General features: G+C 63.4%; 21 protein-coding genes. 17 read left to right on the top strand and 4 right to left on the bottom strand.

The annotated features are described in order from the left end of the window. The first annotated feature begins 325 nt into the window (after window positions 1–325). The 16 genes from dnaE to lpxB all read left to right on the top strand — a co-directional run bounded on the left by dnaE (window position 326) and on the right by lpxB (window position 20026). A complete protein-coding gene (gene dnaE, locus I6F35_RS08595) occupies window positions 326–3772 on the top strand; it encodes a DNA polymerase III subunit alpha (protein ID WP_225117228.1) in 3447 nt (1148 codons plus the stop codon). 169 nt (window positions 3773–3941) lie between these two features. Further along, window positions 3942–4685 carry a carbonic anhydrase gene (locus tag I6F35_RS08590; RefSeq protein ID WP_225117506.1) on the top strand — a complete coding sequence of 248 codons (744 nt, stop codon included), beginning with the start codon at window positions 3942–3944 and terminating at the stop codon, window positions 4683–4685. 314 nt (window positions 4686–4999) lie between these two features. Next, window positions 5000–5998: a 30S ribosomal protein S2 gene (locus tag I6F35_RS08585; RefSeq protein ID WP_225117227.1), complete on the top strand. Its 999-nt coding sequence runs from the start codon at window positions 5000–5002 to the stop codon at window positions 5996–5998. A gap of 126 nt (window positions 5999–6124) precedes the next feature. Continuing rightward, window positions 6125–7048, top strand: a complete 924-nt coding sequence (gene tsf / locus I6F35_RS08580; protein WP_225117226.1) for a translation elongation factor Ts — start codon at window positions 6125–6127, stop codon at window positions 7046–7048. A gap of 65 nt (window positions 7049–7113) precedes the next feature. Further along, window positions 7114–7830 carry a UMP kinase gene (pyrH, locus tag I6F35_RS08575; protein ID WP_225117225.1) on the top strand — a complete coding sequence of 239 codons (717 nt, stop codon included), beginning with the start codon at window positions 7114–7116 and terminating at the stop codon, window positions 7828–7830. Window positions 7831–8082: 252 nt separating this feature from the next. After that, window positions 8083–8646, top strand: coding sequence for a ribosome recycling factor (gene frr / locus I6F35_RS08570; protein WP_225117224.1), 564 nt, complete (start codon window positions 8083–8085; stop codon window positions 8644–8646). Window positions 8647–8660: 14 nt separating this feature from the next. Then, complete coding sequence (locus tag I6F35_RS08565; protein WP_225117223.1) at window positions 8661–9419, top strand: isoprenyl transferase; 759 nt, start codon at window positions 8661–8663, stop codon at window positions 9417–9419. Next, a complete protein-coding gene (locus tag I6F35_RS08560) occupies window positions 9416–10264 on the top strand; it encodes a phosphatidate cytidylyltransferase (RefSeq protein ID WP_225117222.1) in 849 nt (282 codons plus the stop codon). Before I6F35_RS08565 ends, I6F35_RS08560 begins: the two co-directional genes overlap by 4 nt. Before the next feature lie 4 nt (window positions 10265–10268). After that, window positions 10269–11492 (top strand): 1-deoxy-D-xylulose-5-phosphate reductoisomerase, encoded by a 1224-nt coding sequence (gene dxr, locus I6F35_RS08555; protein ID WP_225117221.1) that lies wholly within the window; start codon window positions 10269–10271, stop codon window positions 11490–11492. 42 nt (window positions 11493–11534) lie between these two features. After that, window positions 11535–12686, top strand: a complete 1152-nt coding sequence (gene rseP, locus I6F35_RS08550) for an RIP metalloprotease RseP (protein WP_225117220.1) — start codon at window positions 11535–11537, stop codon at window positions 12684–12686. Between the two features lie 176 nt (window positions 12687–12862). After that, a complete protein-coding gene (bamA, locus tag I6F35_RS08545) occupies window positions 12863–15442 on the top strand; it encodes an outer membrane protein assembly factor BamA (RefSeq protein ID WP_225117219.1) in 2580 nt (859 codons plus the stop codon). A gap of 32 nt (window positions 15443–15474) precedes the next feature. Beyond that, on the top strand, window positions 15475–16542 hold the full coding sequence (gene lpxD, locus I6F35_RS08540) for a UDP-3-O-(3-hydroxymyristoyl)glucosamine N-acyltransferase (protein WP_225117218.1): 1068 nt from the start codon (window positions 15475–15477) through the stop codon (window positions 16540–16542). Then, window positions 16542–17000, top strand: coding sequence for a 3-hydroxyacyl-ACP dehydratase FabZ (gene fabZ, locus I6F35_RS08535; protein WP_225117217.1), 459 nt, complete (start codon window positions 16542–16544; stop codon window positions 16998–17000). Before lpxD ends, fabZ begins: the two co-directional genes overlap by 1 nt. Before the next feature lie 164 nt (window positions 17001–17164). Further along, a complete protein-coding gene (lpxA, locus tag I6F35_RS08530) occupies window positions 17165–17962 on the top strand; it encodes an acyl-ACP--UDP-N-acetylglucosamine O-acyltransferase (RefSeq protein WP_225117216.1) in 798 nt (265 codons plus the stop codon). A gap of 19 nt (window positions 17963–17981) precedes the next feature. Next, complete coding sequence (gene lpxI / locus I6F35_RS08525; protein WP_225117215.1) at window positions 17982–18839, top strand: UDP-2,3-diacylglucosamine diphosphatase LpxI; 858 nt, start codon at window positions 17982–17984, stop codon at window positions 18837–18839. Next, the gene (gene lpxB, locus I6F35_RS08520; RefSeq protein WP_225117214.1) at window positions 18839–20026 is read left to right on the top strand and encodes a lipid-A-disaccharide synthase; all 1188 of its coding nucleotides are present in this window, start codon (window positions 18839–18841) and stop codon (window positions 20024–20026) included. The genes lpxI and lpxB overlap by 1 nt, the downstream gene beginning before the upstream one ends. A 13-nt stretch (window positions 20027–20039) precedes the next feature. On the opposite strand, the gene I6F35_RS08515 is transcribed toward lpxB, so the two are convergent. From I6F35_RS08515 to I6F35_RS08500, 4 genes are read right to left on the bottom strand one after another with little or no spacing between them, the layout of a single operon-like run. Next, entirely contained in the window at window positions 20040–20930 is an 891-nt protein-coding gene (locus tag I6F35_RS08515) for a metal ABC transporter permease (protein WP_275945450.1), read from the bottom strand. Continuing rightward, the gene (locus I6F35_RS08510) at window positions 20930–21808 is read right to left on the bottom strand and encodes a metal ABC transporter permease (protein WP_225117213.1); all 879 of its coding nucleotides are present in this window, start codon (window positions 21806–21808) and stop codon (window positions 20930–20932) included. Before I6F35_RS08510 ends, I6F35_RS08515 begins: the two co-directional genes overlap by 1 nt. 1 nt (window position 21809) lies before the next feature. Next, window positions 21810–22715: a manganese/iron ABC transporter ATP-binding protein gene (locus tag I6F35_RS08505; protein WP_225117212.1), complete on the bottom strand. Its 906-nt coding sequence runs from the start codon at window positions 22713–22715 to the stop codon at window positions 21810–21812. Next, entirely contained in the window at window positions 22712–23626 is a 915-nt protein-coding gene (locus I6F35_RS08500; protein ID WP_275945446.1) for a metal ABC transporter substrate-binding protein, read from the bottom strand. Before I6F35_RS08500 ends, I6F35_RS08505 begins: the two co-directional genes overlap by 4 nt. A gap of 291 nt (window positions 23627–23917) precedes the next feature. Here I6F35_RS08500 and I6F35_RS08495 point away from each other — a divergent pair, with 291 nt between their 5' ends. Further along, entirely contained in the window at window positions 23918–25264 is a 1347-nt protein-coding gene (locus tag I6F35_RS08495) for a carbohydrate porin (RefSeq protein WP_225117503.1), read from the top strand. The last annotated feature ends 4 nt before the right edge of the window (window positions 25265–25268 follow it).

Genomic DNA, 25268 nt, shown 5'->3' with positions numbered 1-25268 from the left:
TTCGTATGTTCTCATCAAGGAGACGGCCGATGTTGAAGATTTTCGTCGAAGAGGCGGCGGCGCTGACATCGATCACGCTGTTCATCGGAATGATCGCGGTCTGGGCGCAACTGATTCCGCAGTTCTGAGCGGGCAGGAGGGGCGCGCTGACTCCGGTCGGCCGCCGTCCCTGGGGAAAAGCCGGACGTCGCATCACGATGATGCGTTCGGCGTGGACTCCGGGGGTCGAAGGTATCACCATCGAACGGCGAGTCGGGATTGGCGGCCTTGTGCCCAAGCCCGGCGGTTGCGTCCCTCCACGAAACCAAGGCCCTTCAGAGCACCCATGTCCAGTGCCGGATTCGTCCATCTTCACGTTCATTCGGCCTATTCGCTGCTGAAGGGTTCGATCAAGATCGCCAAGCTCGGCGAGCTCGCCAAGGCGGACCGCCAGCCGGCGCTGGCGCTGACCGACACCGACAACATGTTCGGTGCGCTAGAATTCTCCGACAAGATGGCCGGCTACGGCATCCAGCCCATCGTCGGCTGCGAGCTGGCGGTCGATTTCGGCGACATCGATCCGAATTCGCGCAACGCGCTCGCCGGCGTTGCTTCGCGAATCGTGCTGCTGGCCGCACGCGAGCGCGGCTACCGCAGCCTGATGCGGTTGAACTCGCGGGCGTTCCTGGAGACGCCTGTTCATCAATCGCCGCATATCAAGTTCGACTGGCTGAAGGACGATGCCGAGGACCTGATTGCGCTGACCGGCGGCCCCGACGGGCCGATCGCGCTTGCGCTGGCGGCCGATCAGGCGGCTGTTGCCGAAACGCGTTGCGAGCGCCTGGCGAGCCTGTTCGGCGATCGCCTTTACATCGAGCTGCAGCGCCACGGCGTCGACAAGGAGCGGCGCACCGAGGCCAGTCTGATAGATCTCGCCTACACCAAAGGTCTGCCACTGGTTGCGACCAACGAGCCTTATTTTGCGAGCAATGACGACTACGAGGCCCACGACGCGCTTCTTTGCATTGCCGGCGGCCGGCTGATCGCGGAGACCGATCGCGAGCAGCTCACGCCAGACCATCGCTTCAAGACTCGCGCCGAGATGGCGGTCTTGTTTGCGGATATTCCGGAAGCCCTGGCGTCGACGATCGAGATCGCCGAACGCTGCTCGTTCCGGCCGAAGACGCGGAAGCCGATCCTGCCCCGCTTCACGGTCGGTGCCGGATCGGCATCCGATGCGGCAAGCGAGGAGGCCGCGGAGCTGAAGCGGCAGGCGGAGGAGGGGCTCGCGAGGCGTCTCCAGGTCCATGGGTTGTCGCCGGGCACCACGGACGAAGACTATCGGAAGCGTCTCGCCTTCGAGATCGATGTCATCAACCGCATGAACTATGCGGGCTACTTCCTGATCGTCTCCGACTTCATCAAATGGGCGAAGGCCCACGATATCCCAGTCGGACCCGGCCGCGGCTCGGGCGCAGGCTCGCTGGTGGCCTGGGCACTGACCATCACCGATCTCGATCCGATCCGGTTCGGTCTGCTGTTCGAGCGCTTCCTCAATCCGGAACGCGTGTCGATGCCGGACTTCGACATCGACTTCTGCCAGGATCGCCGCGGCGAGGTGATCTCCTATGTGCAGGAACGCTACGGCCGCGATCAGGTGGCGCAGATCATCACCTTCGGTACGCTGCAGGCGCGCGGCGTGCTGCGCGACGTCGGCCGGGTGCTCCAGATGCCCTATGGCCAGGTCGACAAGCTGACCAAGCTGGTGCCGCAGAATCCCGCTGCGCCCGTGACGCTGGCGCAGGCGATCGAAGGCGAGCCCAAGCTGCAGGCTTTCCGGGACGAAGATCCGGTGGTTGCGCGCGCCTTCGACATTGCGCAACGCCTGGAAGGCCTGACCCGGCATGCTTCGACCCATGCCGCCGGCATCGTGATCGGCGACCGCCCGTTGAGCGAGCTCGTGCCGCTCTACCGCGATCCCAAATCCGACATGCCGGTGACCCAGTTCAACATGAAATGGGTCGAGCCGGCGGGGCTCGTGAAGTTCGACTTCCTCGGCCTGAAGACGCTGACGGTGCTCGATGTCGCCGTGCGGCTGCTCAAGCAGCGCGACGTGCACGTCAACTTGGCGACGCTGCCGATCGACGATGCCGAAAGCTACCAGATGCTGGCGCGGGGCGATGTGGTCGGCGTGTTCCAGGTTGAAAGCCAGGGCATGCGGCGGGCGCTGATCGACATGCGGCCGGACCGTTTTGAGGACATCATTGCGCTGGTGGCGCTCTATCGCCCCGGCCCGATGGCCAACATCCCGACCTATTGCGCGCGCAAGCACGGCGACGAAGAGCCGGAATATCTGCATCCGATCCTGGAGCCGATCCTGAAAGAGACGTTCGGCGTCATCATCTACCAGGAGCAGGTGATGCAGATCGCGCAGCAGATGGCGGGCTATACGCTCGGCCAAGCCGACCTGTTGCGCCGCGCCATGGGCAAGAAGATCCGCGCCGAAATGGAGAAGCAGCGCGAGATCTTCGTCGCCGGCGCGGTCAAGAATGGCGTGCCGAAAGGGCAGGCGGAGACGATCTTCGAATTGCTCGCCAAGTTCGCCGACTACGGCTTCAACAAGAGCCACGCGGCGGCCTATGCGCTGGTGTCCTATCAGACCGCCTATATGAAGGCGCATTATCCGGTGGAGTTTTTGGCGGCGTCGATGACGCTCGAACTCAACAACACCGATAAGCTGTCCGAATTCCGCTCCGAGGCGCAGCGGCTCGGCATCAAGGTCGAGCCGCCCGACATCAACCACTCCGGCGCAACCTTCGACGTCGGCGGCAACACCATCTACTACGCATTGGCCGCGCTGAAAGGCGTCGGTCTGCAGGCGGTCGAGCAGATCGTGGAAGAGCGGAAGAAGGGCGCCTTCACGTCGCTGGCCGATTTCGCGGCGCGCGTGAGCCCGCGCGCGATCAACAAGCGCATCATCGAAAGCCTCGCCGCCGCTGGTGCCTTTGATTCGCTCGAGCCGAACCGGGCCCGCGTCTTCGCCGGCGCAGATGCGATCCTTGCCGCCTGCCAGCGTAGCCATGAAGCCGCGACATCCGGCCAGAACGATATGTTCGGCGGGCTTTCGGACGCGCCGAGCATCGTGCTGCCGCAGGTCGAGCCGTGGCTGCCGGCGGATCGGCTGCGACGCGAATATGATGCCATCGGCTTCTTCCTCTCGGGCCACCCACTTGACGACTATGCCACCGCCTTGAAGCGGCTCCGGGTGCAGTCCTGGGCCGAGTTTTCGCGCGCGGTGAAAACCGGCGCGACCGCGGGCAAGGTCGCAGCAACCGTGGTGTCGCGCATGGAGCGGCGCACCAAGACCGGCAACAAGATGGGCATCATGGGTCTGTCCGATCCTACGGGCCATTTCGAGGCGGTGCTGTTTTCCGAAGGACTGGCGCAATATCGCGAGGTGCTGGAGCCGGGCGCCGCCGTGCTGTTGCAACTCGGCGCCGAACTGCAGGGTGAGGACGTCCGCGCCCGCGTGCTGCACGCCGAGCCGCTCGATGCCGCTGCCGCCAAGACGCAAAAAGGCCTGCGCATCTTCCTGCGCGACACCAAGCCGCTGGACTCGATCGCCAAGCGCCTGCAGCCGGGCAATGGCACCGGCGGTGATATCGCACTGGTGCTGCGGCTCGATCTGGAGACCGAGGTTGAATTCAAGCTCGAAGGCCGCTTCCAGGTGTCACCCCAGATCGCCGGCGCCATCAAGGCGGTCACTGGCGTCGAGATGGTGGAAACGCTCTGAGCTGGCGTGCCGTTGCGCTGAACAGCTTGGACTTGCAAACAGCTATCACTCCGCGCAACACCAAAACTTAACCATCCAATTTGCGTCTCGTTCCGCGCTTCAATCACGCAAGCTATCAACGTCGTCGTTCATGCAGACGTTGCAAGCCGCGAAGGCGAGGAAAGAACAAATGTGCGAAAATTGCTCCCAAGATATGGTTCATCCGTTCGCGCCATCCCGGCGCGCCGTTGTTACGTTTGCCGCTTCGGCAGTTGGATTGTTGCTCGGTCATGGCATTGCGAATGCCAAGGAATCGAAGGCGCCTCCAAAGCCGGAGAATGTGTTGTCGCCGGACGCTTCGCTGAAGCGATTGATGGACGGCAATACACGCTACGTGGAAGGCGTGTCGCGGCGCCACGACTTCAAGCATGAGCGGGAGGCGCTGGTCGGAGGACAGAATCCTTACGCCGCCGTTCTGAGCTGCGCGGACTCGCGCATCGCGCCCGAATATGCCTTCGATAGCGGAAGAGGCGATCTCTTTGTCTGCCGCGTTGCAGGCAACTTCGCCAACGATGATACGATTGCGAGCATGGAATATACGGCTGCCGTGCTGGGGACCCCGCTGATCCTGGTGCTGGGGCATGACAGGTGCGGCGCCGTCGATGCGACGATCAAATCCCTCAAGGACGATAAGCCGCTGCCGGGGCACATTCCTTCGCTGGTTGCAGCGATTGCGCCCGCGGTGAGGGCCTCGTCTCAGCAGAGCGGAGATGCGCTGGACAATGCCATCAGGCAGAACGTGATCGACAACGTCAGCAAGTTGAGATCGGCAACGCCGATCCTCAGTGCGGCCGTTGAGCAGAACAAGCTGAAGATTGTCGGAGGCATATATCGGCTCAGCACCGGCCGCGTCGATCTGCTGGCTCAGAGCTGAGAATCACGAAAGCCCTTACAACTGTCGGCCGTTCGTTCCGCGTCGTCGGCGCGCAGGCTGGCGCTTTGACGGCGCGGTAACCCGGCAACGGAACACTCTCCGGCGGTGATTGAGCGGATTAGGACCAAAACGGCCGGTTTGGCGGCCCACCGTCGCCAAATCCGCCCGTATTTCCTTGCTTCTGGCGGAAATCGCGCTATATAGCGCGCCATCTCACACGGAAACATGGCTCAGAAGGCCGTCCGGTGGCAGCCGGGCCGAAAAGGCTCGCTTGCTCACACGTTTCCGGAGGAACCAACCGGAGAATCAAAACTATGGCGCTGCCCGATTTCACCATGCGCCAGCTTTTGGAAGCTGGCGTGCACTTTGGCCATCAGGCCCACCGCTGGAACCCGAAAATGGCGGAGTACATTTTCGGCGCCCGCAACAACATCCATATCATCGATCTCGCCCAGACCGTGCCGATGCTGCACCGGGCGTTGCAGGCGGTCAGCGACACCGTCGCCAAGGGCGGCCGCATCCTGTTTGTCGGTACCAAGCGGCAGGCGCAGGACGGCGTCGCGGAAGCAGCCAAGCGTTCGGCGCAGTATTTCGTCAATTCGCGCTGGCTTGGCGGTACGCTGACCAACTGGAAGACCATCTCGGCCTCGATCAAGCGCCTGCGTCATCTGGACGAGGTGCTGTCGTCCGGCGAAGCCAATTCCTACACCAAGAAGGAGCGGCTGACGCTGCAGCGCGAGCGCGACAAGCTCGATCGCTCGCTCGGCGGCATCAAGGACATGGGCGGTCTGCCCGACATGATCTTCGTGATCGACACCAACAAGGAAGACATCGCGATCCAGGAAGCGCAGCGGCTCAACATTCCCGTTGCCGCGATCGTCGACACCAATTCGGACCCGAAGGGCATCACCTACGTGGTGCCGGGCAATGACGACGCCGGCCGGGCGATTTCGCTGTATTGCGACCTGGTCGCGCGGGCCGCAATCGACGGCATCTCGCGCGCGCAGGGCGATGCCGGCATCGATATCGGCGCCTCGCTCCAGCCGGAACCGGAAGAACTCCCGGCACCGGCGGCGGCGACCGGATTCCAGGGCCTGCCGGGGCCGCGCGGCACCGCGGACAACCTCAAGAAGCTCACCGGCGTGTCGGGCACGATCGAGAAGAAGCTCAACGATCTCGGCATCTTCCACTACTGGCAGCTCGCCGAGCTCGATCATGATACCGCGCACAAGATCGGCGAAGAGGTCGGTCTGCCGAGCCGTGCCGACGCCTGGGTCGCCCAGGCCAAGGCGCTCACCGCGGAAGCCGAATAACACAAGCGGCCGCGTGGCCGGATCTTTCCGGCCAGCGCTTCAATTCCCAGATCAAGGCATTCCCTGTCGCTGACGGCGGCGCTTTAAAGGCGCCGCCGCGCGTCACAGGCAAGAAGGAATTTAACGATGGCAACGATCACAGCAGCGATGGTCAAGGACCTGCGCGAGTCGACCGGCGCGGGAATGATGGATTGCAAGGCGGCGCTGACCGAGACTGCCGGCGACATGCAGGCCGCGCAGGACTGGCTGCGCAAGAAGGGCCTGTCGAAGGCCGCCAAGAAGGCCGGCCGTGTCGCTGCCGAGGGCCTGATCGGCGCCCTGACCAAGGGCACCAAGGGCGTCGTCGTCGAGGTCAATTCCGAGACCGACTTCGTCGCGCGCAACGATCAATTCCAGGGCCTGGTCAAGATGATCGCCCAGGTCGCGCTCGACGTCGGCGCAGACGTCGAGAAGATCAAGGCGGCCAAGGTTGGCGCTGTCACGGTCGAGGCTGCGATCAACGACGCGATCGCGACCATCGGCGAGAACATGACGCTGCGCCGCGCGGCTTCGCTTGAGGTCGGCAAGGGCGTGGTGTCGAGCTACATCCACAACGCCGTCACCGAGGGGGCCGGCAAGATGGGCGTGGTCGTGGCGCTGGAATCGGCCGGCAAGACCGACGAGCTTGCCGTGCTCGGCCGCCAGCTCGCCATGCATGTCGCCGCTGCGAACCCGCAGGCAATCGATCCCGCCGGGCTCGATCCCGACGTCGTCAGGCGTGAGAAGGACGTGCTCGCCGACAAGTACCGTCAGCAGGGCAAGCCGGAGAACGTGATCGAGAAGATCGTCGAGTCCGGCCTGAAGACCTTCTACAAGGAAGTCTGCCTCTTGGAGCAGGCTTTCATCCACGACAGCGGAAAGTCCGTGGCGCAGGCGCTGAAGGAAGCTGAGGGTAAGGTTGGCGCGCCGGTCAAGATCACCGGTTTTGTGCGCTATGCTCTCGGCGAGGGAATCGAGAAGCAGGAATCCGATTTCGCAGCCGAAGTGGCGGCCGCCAGCGGCAAGAAGTAACCGCGGGGATCGGATGGTTCCGGCGTCATCGCCGGGACCTGCTTGCGCGGGATAAGGAAGCGATCATGGCTGAGCCGGTCTATCGTCGCGTGGTGATCAAGCTTTCAGGCGAATACCTCGCCGGCAGCCAGTCCTTCGGCATCGACCAGCCCACCATCGACCGCATCGCCGACGACCTGATCGCGGCGCGCCATCTCGGCACCGAGGTAGCCGTCGTGGTCGGCGGCGGCAACATGGTGCGCGGTGTGCAGGTGTCGTCCCAAGGCGTATCCCGCACCACCGGCGACACCATGGGCATGCTGGCGACGGTGATGAACTGCCTCGCACTGGAATCGGCGATCGAGCGCAAGGGCACGCCGGCGCAGACCCTGTCGGCCTTCGTGATGCCGGAAATCTCCGAACTGTTCACCCGGGGTGCGGCGCACAAATACCTTGCCGAGGGCAAGATCATCCTGCTCGGCGGCGGAACCGGCAACCCGTTCTTCACCACGGACACCACTGCGGTGCTGCGCGCGGCCGAGATCGGCGCCGATGCGGTTCTGAAGGCCACCAATGTCGACGGCGTCTACAGCGCCGATCCCAAGAAGGACCCGTCGGCCAAGCGCTTCGACCGCCTGACGCATTCGCAGGCGATTGCAGGCGGCTACAAGGTGATGGACGCGACCGCATTCGCGCTTGCCCGCGAGACGTCGCTGCCTATCATCGTGTTCTCGATCGCCGAGCCTGGCTCGATCGGTGCCATCCTGCGCGGCACGGGCCATGGTACGGTCGTCGCCGGCTGACGCTCGAGGCGTCGCGGCATGGCGGTTGGTTTCTAGAGCATGATCCGGAAAAGTGGAGACCGGTTTTCCGAAAGATCATGCTCAAACAAAGAACTAGAGTGGGATGACGATTCGAAGAAAGTCATCGCGCTCTAGGGCATGATCCGGAAGGGCGGGAACCGGTTTTCCGACGAGATCATGCCAAGCGAAGAGACGAGATCATGATCCGATCCCACCGGATCGGGCCATGATCCAGAGGAAGGGGAGAGCGTCATGCCCACAGCTGGTTTCGACATCAACGAATTGAAGCGCCGCATGCAGGGCGCGATCCAGTCCCTCAAGCACGAACTGGGTGGTCTCCGTACCGGCCGCGCCGCAGCGTCGATGCTCGAGCCGGTGCAGGTCGAGGCCTACGGCTCGCACATGCCGCTCAACCAGCTTGCCACCATCAGCGTGCCCGAGCCGCGGCTGCTCTCGGTGCAGGTCTGGGACAAGACGATGGTCAAGGCGGTGGAGAAGGCGATCGTCGATTCCAATCTCGGCCTCTCGCCTGCGACCGAAGGCCAGGTGTTGCGGCTGCGCATTCCCGAACTCAACGCCGAGCGTCGCAAGGAGCTCGTCAAGGTCGCGCATAAATATGCGGAAGCGGCCAAGGTGGCGGTCCGCCATGTCCGCCGCGACGGGCTCGATATCGTCAAGAAGCTCGAGAAGAACCACGAGATCTCCGAGGATGATCAGGAGCGCCTCGCTGTCGAGGTGCAGAAGGCGACCGATGGTGTGATCGCCGAAATCGATCAGTTGCTGGCGGCCAAGGAAAAGGAAATCCTGACCGTCTGATTTGGACAGCACCGATGTCGAACGCCCCCGCACCTGCAACTGCCGGACCGGATCGAACCGGCAGTCCGTTGCATGTGGCCATCATCATGGACGGCAACGGGCGGTGGGCGGCGTCACGCGGCCTGCCGCGGGCGGAGGGACATCGGCGAGGCGTGGAAGCGCTGCGCCGCGTGGTGCGCGCCTCGCACGAGCTCGGCATCCTTTATCTCACCATCTTTTCGTTCTCATCGGAAAACTGGTCGCGCCCAGCAACGGAGATCGGCGATCTCTTCGGCTTGCTTCGCCGCTTCATCCGCAATGATCTGGCGATGTTGCACCGGGACGGGGTAAGGGTGCGTGTCATTGGCGAGCGCGAGGGATTGGAGCCGGACATTTGCGCGCTGCTTAACGAGGCCGAAGAGCTGACCAAGGCGAATACCAAGCTCAATCTCGTCGTCGCCTTCAACTACGGCTCGCGCCAGGAGATCGCCGGCGCTGCGCGGCGGCTCGCGCGGGAAGTCGCGGAAGGAAAGCGCGATCCGGCCTCGATCGACGCCGATACGCTCGGGCAATATCTCGACGCGCCCGACATTCCCGATCCCGATCTGATCATCCGCACCAGCGGCGAGCAGCGATTGTCGAACTTCCTGATGTGGCAGGCGGCCTATAGCGAACTCGTGTTCGTGCCGATCCACTGGCCCGATTTCGACAAGGCGGCGCTGGAGAGCGCGATCGCCGAATACGCCAGACGCGAGCGTCGGTTCGGCGGTCTGGCTGCGAAAACCGCATCGTGACCCAGGATAAAGCCGCACGCGCGGCAACGAGCGAGCCGCCATCGCGCAATCTGTTGATGCGCGTGATCGCGGCGCTGGTGCTGGCGCCGGTTGCGATTGCGATCGCCTATGCCGGCGGTTTTCTCTGGATTCTTCTGGTCACGCTTGCCGCGATCGGCCTCTATGTCGAATGGCTGATGATCGTCGGCATCGCACGCAGGCTGCGCGTGACCGTGGCCGGCGTGATTGCGCTGGCGGCTGCCGGCTTCTGCTTCGGGGCAGGGCGGCTTGATGCATCGCTGGTCGTGCTCGCCATCGGACTGCTCGCGGTCGCTTCGATTTCACCTGAGCAACGTCGATGGACGACGGGCGGATTTTGCTACGCCGCCGTCGCGGAGGTCGCCTCGGTCCTGTTGCGGCAGGATCCCGAAGAAGGCTTCGTGGCGCTGATGTTCGTGCTGCTGGTCGTCTGGGCGACCGACATCGGCGGCTATTTCGCCGGCCGCAGCATCGGTGGTCCCAAACTTTGGCCGCGGGTCAGCCCGAAGAAGACCTGGGCAGGTGCGATCGGTGGCTTCGTGGGAAGCCTCATCATCGCCGCCGGCTTTGCGGTGCTGGGCCTCGGCCCGGTCACGCCGCTATTGGTCCTGGGTGCGGTGCTGTCGGTGGTTTCCCAGTTCGGCGATCTCTTCGAGTCCGCAGTGAAGCGGCGGTTCGGCGTGAAGGATTCCAGCCATCTCATTCCCGGCCATGGCGGCCTGATGGACCGGCTGGACGGATTTGTCGCCGCGGTTGCGGTGGCCACGATTTTCGGCTTTTTGCGGGGCGGCGCCGATGGCGTCGGCCGCGGTCTTATGGTTTGGTGAGGAAATGAGCGCTGTCCCATTGCGAAACAACAAGGCTGCCGCAGCCGCGGTCCGCACCGTGACCGTGCTGGGGGCCACCGGCTCGATCGGCGACAGCACCATGGACCTGCTGCGCGGCGCGCGCGATCGTTTCCGCGTCGAGGCGCTGACGGCCAATGGCAATGTGCAGGGGCTGGCCAAGCTTGCCCGGGAATTCAACGCGCGCTTTGCGGCGGTTGCCGATCCAAGCAAGCTGTCGGAATTGAAGGAGGCGCTCGCGGGCACCCGGATCGCGTGCGACGCCGGCGAGAGCGCGATTATCGAGGCGGCGGCGCGCCCGGCGGATTGGGTGATGGCGGCGGTCAGCGGCGCGGCGGGCCTGAAGCCGGCGCTCGCAGCGGTCGATCGCGGCGCGGCGGTCGCGCTCGCCAACAAGGAATGTCTGGTCTGTGCCGGCGATTTCTTCATGCAGCGCGCGCTGAAGGCGGGTGCCTGCATTTTGCCGGCCGATTCCGAGCACAACGCGCTGTTTCAGGCGCTGAGCTCCGGCAATCGCGAGGAGCTGGTGCGGGTGATCATCACCGCTTCCGGCGGGCCGTTCCGCACCTGGGCCCCAGCCGACATCGAGCAGGCGACGCTGGCGCAGGCGCTGAAGCATCCGAACTGGAGCATGGGCCAGAAGATCACCATCGACTCGGCCTCGATGATGAACAAGGGGCTCGAGGTGATCGAGGCCTCCTATCTGTTCGCGCTGACGCCGGACCAGATCGATGTGCTGGTGCATCCGCAGTCGATCATCCATGGCATGGTTGAATTCTCGGACCGTTCGGTGGTCGCGCAGCTCGGAACGCCCGACATGCGCATCCCGATCGCGCACTGCCTCGGTTGGCCCGACCGCATCGTCGGGCCGTCGGCAAAGCTCGACCTGGCCAAAATCGGTCAATTGACGTTCGAAGCGCCTGACTTCGACCGCTTCCCGGGGCTCCGGCTGGCTTACGAATCCTTAAGGACCGGCCGGGGCGCAACCACGGTATACAATGCGGCCAATGAGGTGGCGGTTGCCGCCTTCATCGCCGGCAAGATCAAGTTCGGCGCGATCGCGCGACTGGTGGAGGCGACCCTGAACGACTGGATCAAGTCGGGTAATCTGGCGCCCCTGACGTCGGCGGATGATGCGATTTCCGTTGACCATAATGCGAGAAATAGGGCTGCCTCCCTATTGCCTCAAATTGCCTTAAAGGCATCCTAGAGGGTTGGAACTGGGCCTTTGGCCCGCGCCGAGGGGAACTGAATGACCGAGTTTTTCCTACATAGCTTCAATACGTTGAGCCATGGGCTCGTCGGTTACGTGGTTCCCTTCCTGTTCGTCCTGACGATCGTCGTTTTCTTCCACGAGCTCGGCCACTTCCTGGTTGCCCGCTGGGTCGGCGTGAAGGTGGTAACCTTCTCGCTCGGCTTCGGCCCGGAACTGTTCGGCTTCAACGATCGCCACGGCACACGCTGGAAGGTCTCCGCGATCCCGCTCGGCGGCTACGTCAAATTCTTCGGTGACGAGAGTGAGGCGTCCACGCCTTCCAGCGACGCCCTCGCGTCCATGACCGCGGAGGACCGCAAGGGCAGCTTCCATCACAAGAAGGTCGGGTCGCGCGCGGCCATCGTGGCTGCCGGACCGATCGCCAATTTCATCCTGGCGATCGTGATCTTCACCTGCCTGTTCACCTTCTTCGGCAAGCCGAGCACCACGGCGCAGGTCGACAAGATCGAGCCGGGGAGCGCCGCGGCGACGGCCGGTTTCCAGGTCGGCGACGTCATCACCGCGATCGACGGCACCGCCATCGGCAGCTTCTCCGACATGCAGCGCGTCGTCAGCATCCATGGCGGCGACCGGCTCACCTTCACCATCAAGCGTGGCGGTTCCACGGTCCAGTTGCAGGCCACGCCTGAGCTTCGCGACATCAAGGATCCCTTCGGGAACACCCACAGGCAGGGCATCCTGGGAATTACCCGCGCCACGACGCCGGGCGAGGCCGTGACCGAGCGGGTCGATCCCGCCACCGCGCTTTGGCTCGGAGTGAAGGAGACGTGGTTCGTGGTCGATCGGACGCTCGCCTATATCGGCGGGGTCTTCACCGGCCGTGAGGCCGCCAACCAGGTCGGCGGGCCGCTCGGGATTGCGCGGATTTCCGGTCAGGTCGCCAGCATCGGCCTCGCCGCCTTGATTCATCTGGCGGCCGTGCTCTCGATCTCGATCGGACTCCTGAACCTGTTCCCGGTGCCGCTGCTCGATGGCGGCCACCTTCTGTTCTACGCGGTCGAGGCCATCCGCGGCCGGCCGTTGTCCGAACGTGCGCAGGAAATGGGGTTCCGAATCGGGCTTGCTCTGGTGCTAATGCTGATGGTGTTCGCGACCTACAACGACATCCTGCACCTCGCGGCATCGTGAAGCGGCTTTTTTGTGGCGTTGCCTAACGGCAACGTCTTGGAATGAAAATGGAATTGCACGGCCGCCAATCGTTTGCCGCCATGGCAAAATTGGCTACAAGCTGAGCAGCAAAGTTGGGAATCTGTCGGACCCGTTGGGGAACGGGCCGGCGGTGGAATGATAAGGGCGCGGTGCGCATGATTGTTGGAATGCGAGTGAGGGGGGGCTTGCTGGCCGCCCTGATCATGTTCGCTGTGCCGGTGGCTGCCTCGCTGGCTGCTATGCTTGTGTCTGAGCCTGCTGTCGCCCAGACGGTGGATTCGATCACGGTGGAGGGGAATCGCCGTGTCGAGGTCGAGACCATCCGCTCCTATTTCAAGCCAAGCGCGGGCGGGCGCCTGAGCCAGGCCGACATCGACGATGGCCTGAAGGCGCTGATCGAGACCGGGCTGTTCCAGGACGTCCGAATCACCCCCACCGGCGGTCGGATCGTCGTCACCGTGGTCGAAAACCCGGTGATCGGCCGCATCGCTTTCGAGGGCAACAAGAAGGTCAAGGACGACCAGCTTTCAGCGGAAATCCAGTCCAAGCCGCGCGGAACCTTCTCGCGTCCGATGGTGCAGTCCGACGCCCAGCGCATCGTCGAAATCTACCGTCGCTCCGGCCGCTATGACGTGCGCGTCAACCCGGAGATCATCGAGCAGCCGAACAACCGCGTCGACCTGATCTTCACCATCACCGAAGGCCCGAAGACCGGCGTCCGGTCGATCGAGTTCATCGGCAACAACTATTATTCCTCCTACCGCCTGCGCGACGTCATCAAGACCCGCGAATCAAACCTGCTGAGCTTCCTCGGCGGTGCCGACACTTACGATCCTGATCGGGTCGAGGCCGACCGCGACCTGATTCGCCGCTTTTACCTCAAGCATGGCTTCGCCGATGTGCAGGTGGTGGCCGCACTGACCGAATACGACCCCGAGAAGAAGGGCTTCCTCGTCACCTTCAAGATCGAGGAGGGGCAGCAGTACCGGGTAGCGTCCGTCACCTACCAGTCGTCGATCGCGACGCTGGATGCGAACTCGCTGAGCTCGTTCTCGCGTGTTTCGGTCGGCTCGCTGTACAACGCCGAGGCGCTGGAAAAATCGGTCGAGGAAATGCAGATCGAAGCCTCGCGGCGTGGCTACGCTTTCGCCGTCGTGCGGCCGCGCGGCGATCGCAATTTCGAGAATCACACGGTGTCGATTGTGTTCGCCGTGGACGAAGGCCCCCGGACCTATATCGAGCGCATCAATATCCGCGGCAACACGCGCACCCGCGACTACGTGATCCGGCGCGAGTTCGATATTTCCGAAGGTGACGCCTACAACCGCGCCCTGGTCGACCGCGCCGAGCGGCGGCTGAAGAACCTCGACTTCTTCAAGAGCGTCAAGATCGTCACCGAGCCTGGTTCATCCAGCGACCGCGTGATCCTGATCGTCGATCTCGAGGAGAAGTCGACCGGCGACTTCTCCGTCTCGGGCGGCTATTCGACCACCGACGGCGCGCTTGCCGAAGTCAGTATCTCGGAACGCAACTTCCTGGGGCGCGGCCTGTTCGCGAAGGCGTCGGTGACCTACGGACAATATGCGCGTGGCTACTCGCTGTCGTTCGTCGAGCCGTATTTGCTCGACTATCGCGTGGCGCTCGGTCTCGACCTGTACCAGCGCCAGCAGCTCGCCAACAGCTATATCTCGTACGGCACCGAAACGCTGGGCTTCAGTCCGCGACTCGGCTTCAGCCTGCGTGAAGACCTCGCGCTGCAGCTCCGCTACTCGATCTATCAGCAGAAGATCAGCCTGCCATACCAGCTCGCGAACTGTAACAACAATCCGAACAACGGCCTGCTAGCCTTCAATCCGTCGCCGGCCTATGCGAATCTGAACGGAATTCCTCCGGGAGGCACTGCTACGGCTGGAGGCCAGAGCGCTACCGACGCTTCGGGTCTTGGCCTTTGGTGCTACAGTGACGGCGAAGCTTCGCTGCCGGTTCGCAAGGAGCTGCAGGGCGGCAAGACGCTCACGTCGGCGCTCGGCTACTCGCTCAACTACAACACGCTCGACAACAACAAGAATCCGACCGACGGTCTTTTGGTCGACTTCAAGCAGGACTTCGCCGGCGTCGGTGGCGACGTCAGCTACATCAAGTCCGCGATCGACATTAAGTATTACACCCCGCTGGTGGCCGATATCGTTGGCTTGATCCATGCCCAGGGCGGCATCCTCAACCAGGTCGGCAACGACCAGCTTCGCATGCTCGATCACTTCCAGATGGGCCCGAACCTGGTTCGTGGTTTCGCTCCGAACGGTATCGGTCCGCGCGACATCAACCCGTTCGGCACGATGGATGCGCTTGGCGGTACCAAGTACTGGGGCGTGTCGGCGGAACTGCAGATGCCGTTCTGGTTCCTGCCGAAGGAAGTCGGGCTCAAGGGTTCGATCTATGCCGACGCCGGTGGTCTGTATGACTATAAAGGTCCGACGTCGTGGGCGGAGACGGGTGAGGTCAACCTGCCGGGCTGCATTCCGCCAACGGTAGGCAATGCGACGACTCCGTCCAATCCGGGTACCTGCCTCGGGTTGCAGTATGATAACGGTAACGTCGTCCGCACGTCGGTCGGTGTTGGCCTGATCTGGCAATCGCCGTTCGGCCCACTGCGGTTCGACTACGCGGTTCCGCTCACCAAAGGTCAGTTCGATCGCGTGCAGGAATTCAAGTTTGGCGGCGGAACATCGTTCTAAGCGCGATCGTCGGCCGCACTGCGACGGATGGAATGGCGCAGCCGATCTTCTACAAGAGTCCCCCTTCGTCGACGCTGGCTGACATCGCCGCGTTGACGAAGGCGCATTTGGTCGACCCGTCCAAGGGCGATCACGTGATCAGGGGGCTTGCCTCGCTCGACGAGGCCGGCCCCATGCACCTGACGTTCTTCGACAATCTCAAATACGTCGACGAGCTTGCCTCCACGAAGGCCGGCGCCTGTCTGGTCAGCCCGCGGTTCGAGGCTGAGGTCCCCGCCCATGTGGCGGTGCTGCGAGCTGCAAAGCCGTTCCACGTCTTCGTGCAACTGGCCCGGCAATGGCACAGCGACGCGCTCAGGCCCGGCTCCTGGTTCGGTGTCGAGGGCATCGCGCCGTCGGCGATCATCGACCCCACGGCGCACCTGGAGGACGGCGTGATCGTCGATCCGCTCGCGGTGATCGGGCCCCGGGTCGAGATCGGCTCCGGTACGATCGTCGGGGCGGGCGCGGTGATCGGGGCCGACGTCAAGATCGGGCGGGACTGCAATGTCGGCGCCAAGACGACGATCCAGTACGCGCTGATCGGCAACAATGTCCTGATCCATCCCGGCTGCAATATCGGCCAGGACGGCTACGGCTTCATCTTCTTCGGGCCCGACGGCCACCTCAAGGTGCCGCAGACCGGACGTGTTCTGATCCAGAACAATGTCGAGATCGGCGCCGGTTCCACCATCGACCGCGGCAGCCTGCGCGACACCGTGATCGGCGAGGGCACCAAAATCGACAACCAGGTCCAGATCGGCCACAATGTGACCATCGGCAGGCACTGCCTGCTCGCGGCCCAGATCGGGCTCGCGGGAAGCCTGACCATCGGCGACAATGTCGCGCTGGGCGCCAAGGTGGGCATCAACAACCACCTCAAGATCGGCGACGGCGCCCAGGTTACGGCGATGAGCGCCGTGAAGGACGACATCCCCGCCAAAGGCCGCTGGGGTGGTCATTTTGCCAAACCAACCAAACAGTGGTTTAGGGAGATCCTTGCGGTGGAGCGCCTGGTGCGCGACGGTGCGCCGGATTCGAAAGGCGAGGAACGGGAGTAATGGAGGAGTCACCGGTCAGGTTCGAGCTTGTGGATATCAACGACATCCTCAAGACGCTGCCGCACCGCTATCCGATGCTGTTGATCGACCGGGTCATCAACATCCGCGCCGACTACAGCGGTATCGGCATCAAGAACGTCACGTTCAACGAACCATCGTTCCTCGGGCATTTTCCCGAACGCCCGGTCTATCCCGGCGTGATGATGATCGAGGCCATGGCGCAGACCGCCGGCGTGATCGGCATCAAGTCGGTGGAGGGCACCGAGAAGCCGCGCGCCGTCTATTTCCTCACCATCGACAAGTGCAAATTCCGTAAGCCCGTGATGCCCGGCGACACCATCGAGTACCACATGCGCTCGATCGGCCGCCGCAAGACCATGTGGTGGTTTCACGGCGACGCCAAAGTCAACGGTCAGATCGTCGCCGAAGCCGATGTCGGCGCGATGCTGACGGACTGAACGGCCCGGCGCGCCTTCCGAGCTCGAGCCGCAATCCCGCGCACTGCGCGCTGCAATATGCCGTCATGATACGTCACTGGACAGGTCGGGCAATGTCGCGCTAACCACCGGAAAATTCGGTTGTTTAGCGCGGTAGCGCATTAACCAGTAGCGGGCCTGTTGTAATGAGCATGATCGATCCCACCGCGCGGATTGCGGATGGCGCCGTGGTCGGTGAGGGCACCTCGATCGGCCCCTATTGCGTGATCGGCCCCAACGTCGTGATCGGCGAGAACTGCAAGCTCGTCGCGCATGTCCATATCACCGCGCAGACCACGATCGGTGCCGGCTGCACGATCTATCCTTTCGCTTCCCTGGGCACCCCGCCGCAAAGCCTGAGCTATCGCGGCGAGCTGACGCGGCTTGAGATCGGGCAGGGCTGCACGATCCGAGAATCCGTTACCATGAATGCCGGCACCGTTGGCGGCGGGGGTGTCACCCGAGTCGGTGACCGCGGCTACTTCATGAACTGCAGCCATGTCGGACATGATTGCCAGGTCGGCAATGACGTCATCTTCGCGACTTCGGCGACGCTCGGTGGCCATTGCGAGATCGGCGATTTCGTATTCATCGGCGGGCTCTCGGCCGTACACCAGTTCACGCGCGTCGGGTCACAGGTGATGGTCGGCGGCGTCTGCGGCGTGCGCGACGACATCATCCCGTTCGGGCTCGTCAACGGCCAATATGCCGTGCTCGAAGGCCTCAATATCATCGGCATGAAGCGCCGCAAGTTCACCCGGGAACGGCTGGCGACTGTCCGCGCCTTCTACCAAAAACTGTTCCACGGCGACGGCGTGTTCGCCGAGCGATTGGCCGCAGTGCAGCCGCTGGCAGCCGAGGATCCGGCGATCGCCGAGATCCTCGCTTTCATTGGCAAGGGCAAGCGACCGCTCTGTCTTCCGGCTGTCGACGGCAAGCACTGATGACCGAGGCGCCCGAGCCATGACGTCAGCGGCTCCAGCGATTTCCTCTCCGGTTGGCGTGATCGCAGGCGGCGGCGCGATGCCCTTTGCGGTCGCGGAGTCGCTTGCCAAACGTGGCATCGCGCCGGTGCTGTTCGCGCTACGCGGCGCTTGTGATCCGATTCGTGTCGAGGGCTTCCATCATCGCTGGATTTCCGTCGGCCAGCTCGGGCGCGCGACCAAGCTGTTTCGCGAGGAAGGCTGTCGCGACCTGATCTTCATCGGCACTTTGATGCGGCCGGCGCTTTCCGAAATCCGGCTTGACCTGAAGACGCTCCGCGTTCTCGGAAACGTCATCCGTGCGTTTCGCGGCGGTGACGATCATCTGCTATCCGGGGTCGGGCGCATTCTCGAGCAGGATGGATTTCGCATGGTCGGGATCAAGGATGTCGCGCCGGATCTGCTGATGCCCGAAGGCTGCATCACGCGCGCGACTCCCGCCGACAGCGCCAGCGCTGACATTGCACGAGGACGCAGGGTGCTTGCAGCGCTCGGCCCGTTCGACATCGGTCAGGCCGCGGTCGTGATCGATGGGCATGTGGTGGCTGTCGAGGACATCGAGGGCACCGATGGTCTGCTGGCGCGCGTGGCGCGGCTGCGTGCAGACGGCCGCATCCGTGCCCCGAGCGGCCGCGGGGTGCTGGTAAAGGCACCCAAGAGCGGCCAGGATCTGCGCTACGATCTGCCAACGGTCGGGCCGCGCACGGTCGAGGGCGCAGCGAGAGCAGGCCTTGCCGGGATTGCCGTCATCGCCGGCAATACGCTTGCGGCCGAGCCGCAGGCCATGATCGAGGCCGCGGATGCAAAGCGGCTGTTCGTCGTCGGTTTGCCAAGCTGATGCACGGCCGCTCCGAGCATATCACGCGCAAGATCTTCCTGATCGCGACGGAGGAATCCGGCGATCGCCTCGGGGCTGCGCTGATGAAGGTGCTGCGCCAGCGGCTCGGCGATGCCGTGCAATTTGCCGGCGTCGGCGGCCGCATGATGGCGCATGAGGGCCTCACGTCGCTGTTTCCGATCGAAGAACTCTCGATCGTCGGCCTTGCCGCCGTGGTGAAGCAGTTGCCGAAGATCCTGCAATTGATCCGCCGCACCACCGATGCCGTGATCGATGCGGCGCCGGACGTGCTCGTCATCATCGACAGTCCCGATTTCACTCATCGCGTCGCCCGCCGCGTTCGCGCGCGCAACCCCGGCATTCCGATCGTCGACTACGTGTCGCCGTCGGTCTGGGCCTGGCGGCCGGGCCGGGCGCGCGCGATGCTCGGCTATGTCGATCACGTGCTGGCGCTGTTGCCGTTCGAGCCGGAAGAATATCGCAAGCTCCGCGGCCCGCCTTGCAGCTATGTCGGCCATCCGCTGACCGAGCAGTTCGCCTCGCTGCGGCCGAATGCCGAGGAGGCAGCGCGGCGCGACACGCAGCCGCCGGTCCTGCTGGTGCTGCCCGGGAGCCGGCGCAGCGAGATCAGGCATCACCTCGCGCTGTTCGGCGAAACACTGGCGCAATTGCGCGCGAACGGCGTTGTGTTCGAGCCGGTGCTGCCGACCATGCCCCATCTGGAAGCAACGATCCGCGAGGGCGTGCAAGGCTGGCCGGTCAAGCCGCAAATCGTGGTCGGCGAGAGCGAGAAGCGCGCCGCCTTCAGGATTGCACATGCCGCGTTCGCCAAGTCCGGCACCGTGACGCTGGAGCTTGCGCTATCGGGCGTTCCCATGGTGACGGCCTACCGCGTGGGCGCCGCAGAAGCCTTCATCCTGCGCCGCGCGATCCGTGTGCCATCGGTGATCCTCGCCAATCTCGTGCTGGGCAACGACGTGATACCTGAGTTCCTGCAGGAGAATGCGACGCCCGAAAAACTGTCGCAGGCGCTCGGCGAGGTGCTCGGCGATTCCGCGCTGCGCCGCCGCCAGATCGAAGCCTTCGCCACGCTCGATGCGATCATGTCGACCGGCAATCAGCCGCCGAGCGTGCGCGCCGCCGACATCGTGCTGGCGACGATGCGAAACGGTCGGCAGACGAAATAGACCCTTTCGGAAATCACCTGACCTTGAAGGCCGCGTCTTCGTCTTTTTCCATAGCGCCGCTTTCGCGGGCGCCGTGCGCACGCAAGAGGCCGCGTTTCGGCGCAAACAGGAACGCCAGAACGAAGAACAGCGCCTGGATGAGCACGATGCAGGCGCCGGTTGCACCGTCAATGTGGAAGCTGATGAGGGTGCCGAGCGCCGCCGACAGGATGGACACTGTTGCGGCGATACCGAGCATGCGCTCAAAGCTATCGGTCAGGAGATAGGCGGTGGCGCCGGGCGCGATCAGCATGGCAATGACCAGGATGATCCCGACCGCCTTCAGCGACGCGACAATGGTGAGCGACAACAGCACCAGCAGGCCGTAGTGCAGCGTGCGCACCGGCAAGCCGATCGAACGCGCGTGGTTCGGATCGAAGCAATAGAGCAGGAGGTCGCGGCGCTTGACGAGCACGATCAGCAAGGTGCCGCCGGCGACGACTGCGGTCTCGATCAGATCCCGCGCGGTCACCCCGAGCACGTTGCCGAACAGGATGTGCAGCAGGTGCTGATCGGTCTCGACCTTGGTGAAGATGACGAGGCCAAGGCCGAACATGCCGGAGAACACGATGCCCATGGCCGTGTCCTCCTTCACGCGGCTGTTCTCCTTCAGATAGCCGGTAAACACCGCGCAGGAAAACCCCGCGGCGAAGGCACCGATTGCCAGCGGCAGGTTCAGGAGATAGGCCAGCACGATGCCGGGCAGGACCGCATGCGAGATGGCGTCGCCCATCAGCGACCAGCCCTTGAGCACGAGATAACAGGACAACACCGCACAGACCGCGGCGACCATGACCGATACCACCAGCGCCCGTTGCATGAACGGATAGGCAAGGGGACCCATGATCCAGTCGAACGCCATCATCATGTGGTCACCTCGTCGGTTGCGACGCGTTGCCGGCGTCGTGCGGCGATGACGCCATGCTTCGGGGCGAAGTAGAACGCGACAAGGAACAGCAGGGTCTGAAGCGTCACGATGACGCCGCCGGTCGCGCCGTCGAGGAAGTAGCTGATATAGGCGCCGACAAAGCTCGTTACGACGCCGAGCGCAACGCTGATGACAATAAGGCGACCGAAGCGGTCGGTGAGCAGATAGGCGGTGGCGCCGGGCGTCACCACCATCGCGATCACGAGGCAGGCGCCGACGGTCTGAAGAGCTGCGACTGTACAGGCGCTCAGCAGCGTGAAGAAGACGACCTTGAGCGCGCGTGTATTCAAGCCAATGCTGCGGGCATGGCTCTCATCGAAGAAGGTTACCATCAGGTCCTTCCAGAGAAGGAGCATGACGAAAAGTGAGACGGCGGAGATGATCGCGACTTGCACGACGTCTTCGTCGGAGATCGCCAGGATGTTGCCGAGCACGATGGTCTGGACGCTGACCGAGGTCGGCCAGATCGATGCCATCAGCAGGCCCAGCGCGAACAGCGTGGTAAAGACGAGGCCGATGACGGCATCCTCCCGCAGGCGTGAATTCAGCTTCACGAACTGCATGCCGGCGGCCGCCAGGATCCCGGTGAAGAACGCTCCCACCGCGAATGGCGCGCCGAAGATATAGGCTGCAGCGACCCCGGGCACGATGGAATGCGCCAAGGCATCGCCCATCAGCGACCAGCCTTTGAGCATCAGATAGGCGGAGAGGAAAGCGCAGACGCCGCCGACCAGCGCACTCACCCACATCGCCTTCAGCATGTAACCGTAGCTGAATGGGACGAGCAGTTCGGACAGAAGCACCCCTTCGCTCATCTCATGCCCCGCTCTTGTCCGAGCGCTGACTATCTCCGTCGCCGTAGAACACCAGCGGCCGCTCATCGTCGGTCAGGACCGTGATCCGCCGCGCGTCATCGTCCTGGTGCAGCGCCGGTCCGCCGAGCTGAAAATTGCGCAACACGCCGCCAAAGGCGCGCTCGAGATTGCCTTGCGTGAAGACTTCCGCAGTCGGCCCGGCCGCGAGCACGGTGCGATTGATGAGGACAACCTGATCGCAGAACTCCGGTACGCTGCCCAGATTGTGGGTAGAGACCAGGATCAGGTGGCCGGCGGCGCGCAACTCCCGCAAGAGCCCGACAATCGCGGTCTCGGTCTTGACATCGATGCCGGTGAAGGGCTCGTCGAGCAGGATGATGCGGCCCTCCTGTGCCAGTGAGCGCGCGAGAAAGATCCGCTTCTTCTGTCCGCCGCTGAGCTCGCCGATCTGCCGCTTGCGGTAGGCGCTCATGCCGACGCGTTCCAACGCCTCGTCCACCTTGTAACGGTCGGCGCGCGAGGGCATGCGCAGGAAGTTCATGTGCCCGTAGCGGCCCATCATCACCACGGTCTCGACCAGCACGGGAAAATTCCAGTCGACGTCTTCGCTTTGCGGCACGTAGGCGACAACGTTCTTCTTCAACGCGTCTTCGACCGGCAGGCCGCAGAGCTTCACCTCTCCGGACGACGGCTGGACAAAACCCATGATCGACTTGAAGATCGTCGATTTGCCGCTGCCATTGACTCCGACCAGGGCGCAGATGGTGCCGGGATCGAGTTCGAAACTGGCATCGCGCACGGCGGTGAACCCGTTCGGATAGGTCACGGTGAGGTGGTGCAAGGAGATACTGGCGCCGGGCGTCGTAGTCCTCTCGGGCGCGCGGGCGATCTGCGTCAGCGCGGTCATTTGCCGAACCCTTTCACGATCGTCTCGACCGTCACCTTGAGCAGGTCGAGGTAGGTCGGAACAGGTCCGCTGGCGGCGCTGAGCGAGTCGACATAAAGCACGCCGCCGTACTGTGCGCCGGTCTCGCGGGCGACCTGTTTGGCGGCGCGATCAGAGATCGTGCTCTCGCTGAACAAGACGGGGATCTTGTTCTTGCGCACGAGGTCGATCACCTTGCGCACTTGCTGCGGCGTGCCTTGCTCGTCGGCATTGATGGGCCAGAGATAGGCTTCCTTCATCTTGTAGTCGCGCGTGAGATAGCTGAAAGCGCCCTCGCTCGAGACCAGCCAGCGCTGGGTTTCGGGAATCTCGGACAGGCGCTTGCGCAGAGGTTCATCGAGCGCCTTGATCTGAGCCGAGTAGCTGGCGGCATTTCTGCTATAGGCATCGGCGTTGTCGGGATCGTACCTGACCAGCGCCTTGCGGATATTCTCGACATAGATCAGCGCATTGACCGGCGACATCCAGGCATGCGGATTGGGCTTGCCGGTGTAGGGGCCGTCAACGATGCTCACCGGCTCGATGCCTTCGGTGACGACGACGCTCGGCACCTCCTTGACGTTCTCGAAGAAGCGTTCGAACCAGCGTTCGAGGTTGAAGCCGTTCCACAGTACGAGATCGGCCGCCTGCGCGCGCACGATATCGAGCGGCGTCGGCTGATAGTCGTGAATCTCGGCGCCGGGCTTGGTGATCGATTCCACGATCGCTTTGTCGCCGGCGACGTTCTGGGCGATGTCCTGGATCACTGTGAAGGTCGTGACGACACGAAATGGCTTGCGTGTCTGTGCGGCGGCCGGGTCCTGCATCAGCATGCCGGCACATAGCGCCGCGATAGCGGCCATCAAGAAACGCCGGCACGTCGAATTCCTCATCCCTCCGTTCTCCCAAGTTCAGTGCATCGCCCGATCGACTGCCGCAATGGCTCACCCTCTGCGCCACGTCAGTAAAAGCCGGCGCAGTTTGTTGCAGTTGCGACTTAGTTGCAAGAAGCTTGCCTAGCGGAACCAGCTGTGTCAATCCTTATTGCGAGTAGTTCGCAACTTGGGTGGGGCGCAAGCGTGACAATCCGGCGTGAGGTCAACAATCGAGACGAAATTTGCGATGAAGTTGCGAATGCAATGCAATTGCAGATGTCCAACGTCCAGCAGCGGGCACAGACGTCGGTGACATGCTTGCTGGCAGCTCTTTTTGCCTCCGTACCCGCCCTCGCTGACGACGGCATCTCCTCGAACGGCATCCCTCCGTCGTCGATCGCGACCAGCCTGCCGGCCGAAGGTGACCCGACGGGTTTGCGCAAATGGCTGGCGCAGCGCGGGATCACCTACGGACTGGTCTACACCGGCGAAGCGCTGCGCAACCTATCCGGAGGCGTTCGGCGAGGGGGACTCTACGAGGACAAGCTCGAGGGCCTGGTCGCAGTAGACCTGGAAAGGCTCGCAGGTTGGCCGGGGCTGAGTTTCTTCGCCAACGCCTTCCAGATCCATCATACGGCAGGACTGCGCGACCAGCATTTCGAGAGCCTGATCACGATCAGCAACATCGAGGCGGTGCCGTCGACGCGACTGTCCGAATTATGGCTGGAGCAGAAGCTGTTCGACGACCGCTTCAGCATCCGCGCCGGCCAGCTTGCGGCGGATGTCGAGTTCTTCGTCAGTGACTACAGCAAGACACTCATCAGCAGCGATTGGCCGACGATCGCCGGCGCCAACCTGCCGAGTGGCGGTCCCGCTTATCCTCTCGCCACGCCGGGCATCCGGCTGAAATTCGATCCCACCCCAAATTGGACCGCTCTGGTCGGCGTGTTCAACGGCGATCCGGGCGGTCAGGGGACCGTCAATCGCACCGGCACCAATTTTCGCGTGAACGATCCGCCCTTGCTGATGGGAGAACTGCAATACCGCTACAATCAGGACAAGGAATCACGCGGGCTCGCCGGCACGCTGCGGCTCGGCGGATGGCACCATTTCGGGCCATTCCAGGACATGCGGTTCGACGATGCCGGCCTTTCGCAGGCAAGCCCGCTCAGCAGCGGCAACGCCCGCCTGTTTCGAGGATCCAGCGGCATCTACGGCATCATCGATCAGCAGATCTATCGCCCCGAGGGTGGCGACGCAGCAAGCGGCATCGCCATATTCAGCCGGATCTCGGGTACGCCATCGGATCGCAACCTGATCGACTTCTTCCTCGACGCCGGAATCGTGTTCTCAGGACTGCTGCCCGGCAGACCTGACGACAAGCTCGGGGCTTCATTTATCTGCGCGCATATATCCGATCGGGCGCGTGCGCTCGATCGCGACATGATCAACTTGAATGGAGTCAGTCAGCCGCTCAGGGATTTCGAGCTCACGATCGAGCTGACCTATCAGGTGCAAGTGAAGCCGGGTTGGACCGTTCAGCCGGTCCTTGAATATATCGTCCATCCCGGTGGACACGTCCCGGATCCGGTTTCACCGGGTTCGGCGGTCAAGAGCGGAGCCCTGATCGGCGTGCGCAGCACGATCGCGTATTAGCCGC

The sequence above is a fragment of the Bradyrhizobium sp. BRP22 genome (genome assembly GCF_020194175.1).
Lineage (GTDB): Bacteria > Pseudomonadota > Alphaproteobacteria > Rhizobiales > Xanthobacteraceae > Bradyrhizobium.
This window is presented reverse-complemented; position numbering and strand designations above follow the sequence as displayed.

Excerpts from the sequence above, each read along its gene's own strand:
- lpxI (WP_225117215.1), top strand. The coding sequence starts at position 17,982 with ATGACGTCAGCGGCTCCAGCGATTTCCTCTCCGGTTGGCGTGATCGCA.
- dxr (WP_225117221.1), top strand. The coding sequence starts at position 10,269 with ATGAGCGCTGTCCCATTGCGAAACAACAAGGCTGCCGCAGCCGCGGTC.
- fabZ (WP_225117217.1), top strand. The coding sequence starts at position 16,542 with ATGGAGGAGTCACCGGTCAGGTTCGAGCTTGTGGATATCAACGACATC.
- dnaE (WP_225117228.1), top strand. The coding sequence starts at position 326 with ATGTCCAGTGCCGGATTCGTCCATCTTCACGTTCATTCGGCCTATTCG.
- tsf (WP_225117226.1), top strand. The coding sequence starts at position 6,125 with ATGGCAACGATCACAGCAGCGATGGTCAAGGACCTGCGCGAGTCGACC.
- lpxA (WP_225117216.1), top strand. The coding sequence starts at position 17,165 with ATGAGCATGATCGATCCCACCGCGCGGATTGCGGATGGCGCCGTGGTC.
- I6F35_RS08565 (WP_225117223.1), top strand. The coding sequence starts at position 8,661 with ATGTCGAACGCCCCCGCACCTGCAACTGCCGGACCGGATCGAACCGGC.
- lpxB (WP_225117214.1), top strand. The coding sequence starts at position 18,839 with ATGCACGGCCGCTCCGAGCATATCACGCGCAAGATCTTCCTGATCGCG.
- I6F35_RS08590 (WP_225117506.1), top strand. The coding sequence starts at position 3,942 with ATGTGCGAAAATTGCTCCCAAGATATGGTTCATCCGTTCGCGCCATCC.
- I6F35_RS08510 (WP_225117213.1), bottom strand. The coding sequence starts at position 21,808 with ATGAGCGAAGGGGTGCTTCTGTCCGAACTGCTCGTCCCATTCAGCTAC.
- lpxD (WP_225117218.1), top strand. The coding sequence starts at position 15,475 with ATGGCGCAGCCGATCTTCTACAAGAGTCCCCCTTCGTCGACGCTGGCT.
- I6F35_RS08515 (WP_275945450.1), bottom strand. The coding sequence starts at position 20,930 with ATGATGGCGTTCGACTGGATCATGGGTCCCCTTGCCTATCCGTTCATG.
- rseP (WP_225117220.1), top strand. The coding sequence starts at position 11,535 with ATGACCGAGTTTTTCCTACATAGCTTCAATACGTTGAGCCATGGGCTC.
- frr (WP_225117224.1), top strand. The coding sequence starts at position 8,083 with ATGCCCACAGCTGGTTTCGACATCAACGAATTGAAGCGCCGCATGCAG.
- I6F35_RS08505 (WP_225117212.1), bottom strand. The coding sequence starts at position 22,715 with ATGACCGCGCTGACGCAGATCGCCCGCGCGCCCGAGAGGACTACGACG.
- bamA (WP_225117219.1), top strand. The coding sequence starts at position 12,863 with ATGATTGTTGGAATGCGAGTGAGGGGGGGCTTGCTGGCCGCCCTGATC.
- I6F35_RS08500 (WP_275945446.1), bottom strand. The coding sequence starts at position 23,626 with ATGAGGAATTCGACGTGCCGGCGTTTCTTGATGGCCGCTATCGCGGCG.
- I6F35_RS08585 (WP_225117227.1), top strand. The coding sequence starts at position 5,000 with ATGGCGCTGCCCGATTTCACCATGCGCCAGCTTTTGGAAGCTGGCGTG.
- pyrH (WP_225117225.1), top strand. The coding sequence starts at position 7,114 with ATGGCTGAGCCGGTCTATCGTCGCGTGGTGATCAAGCTTTCAGGCGAA.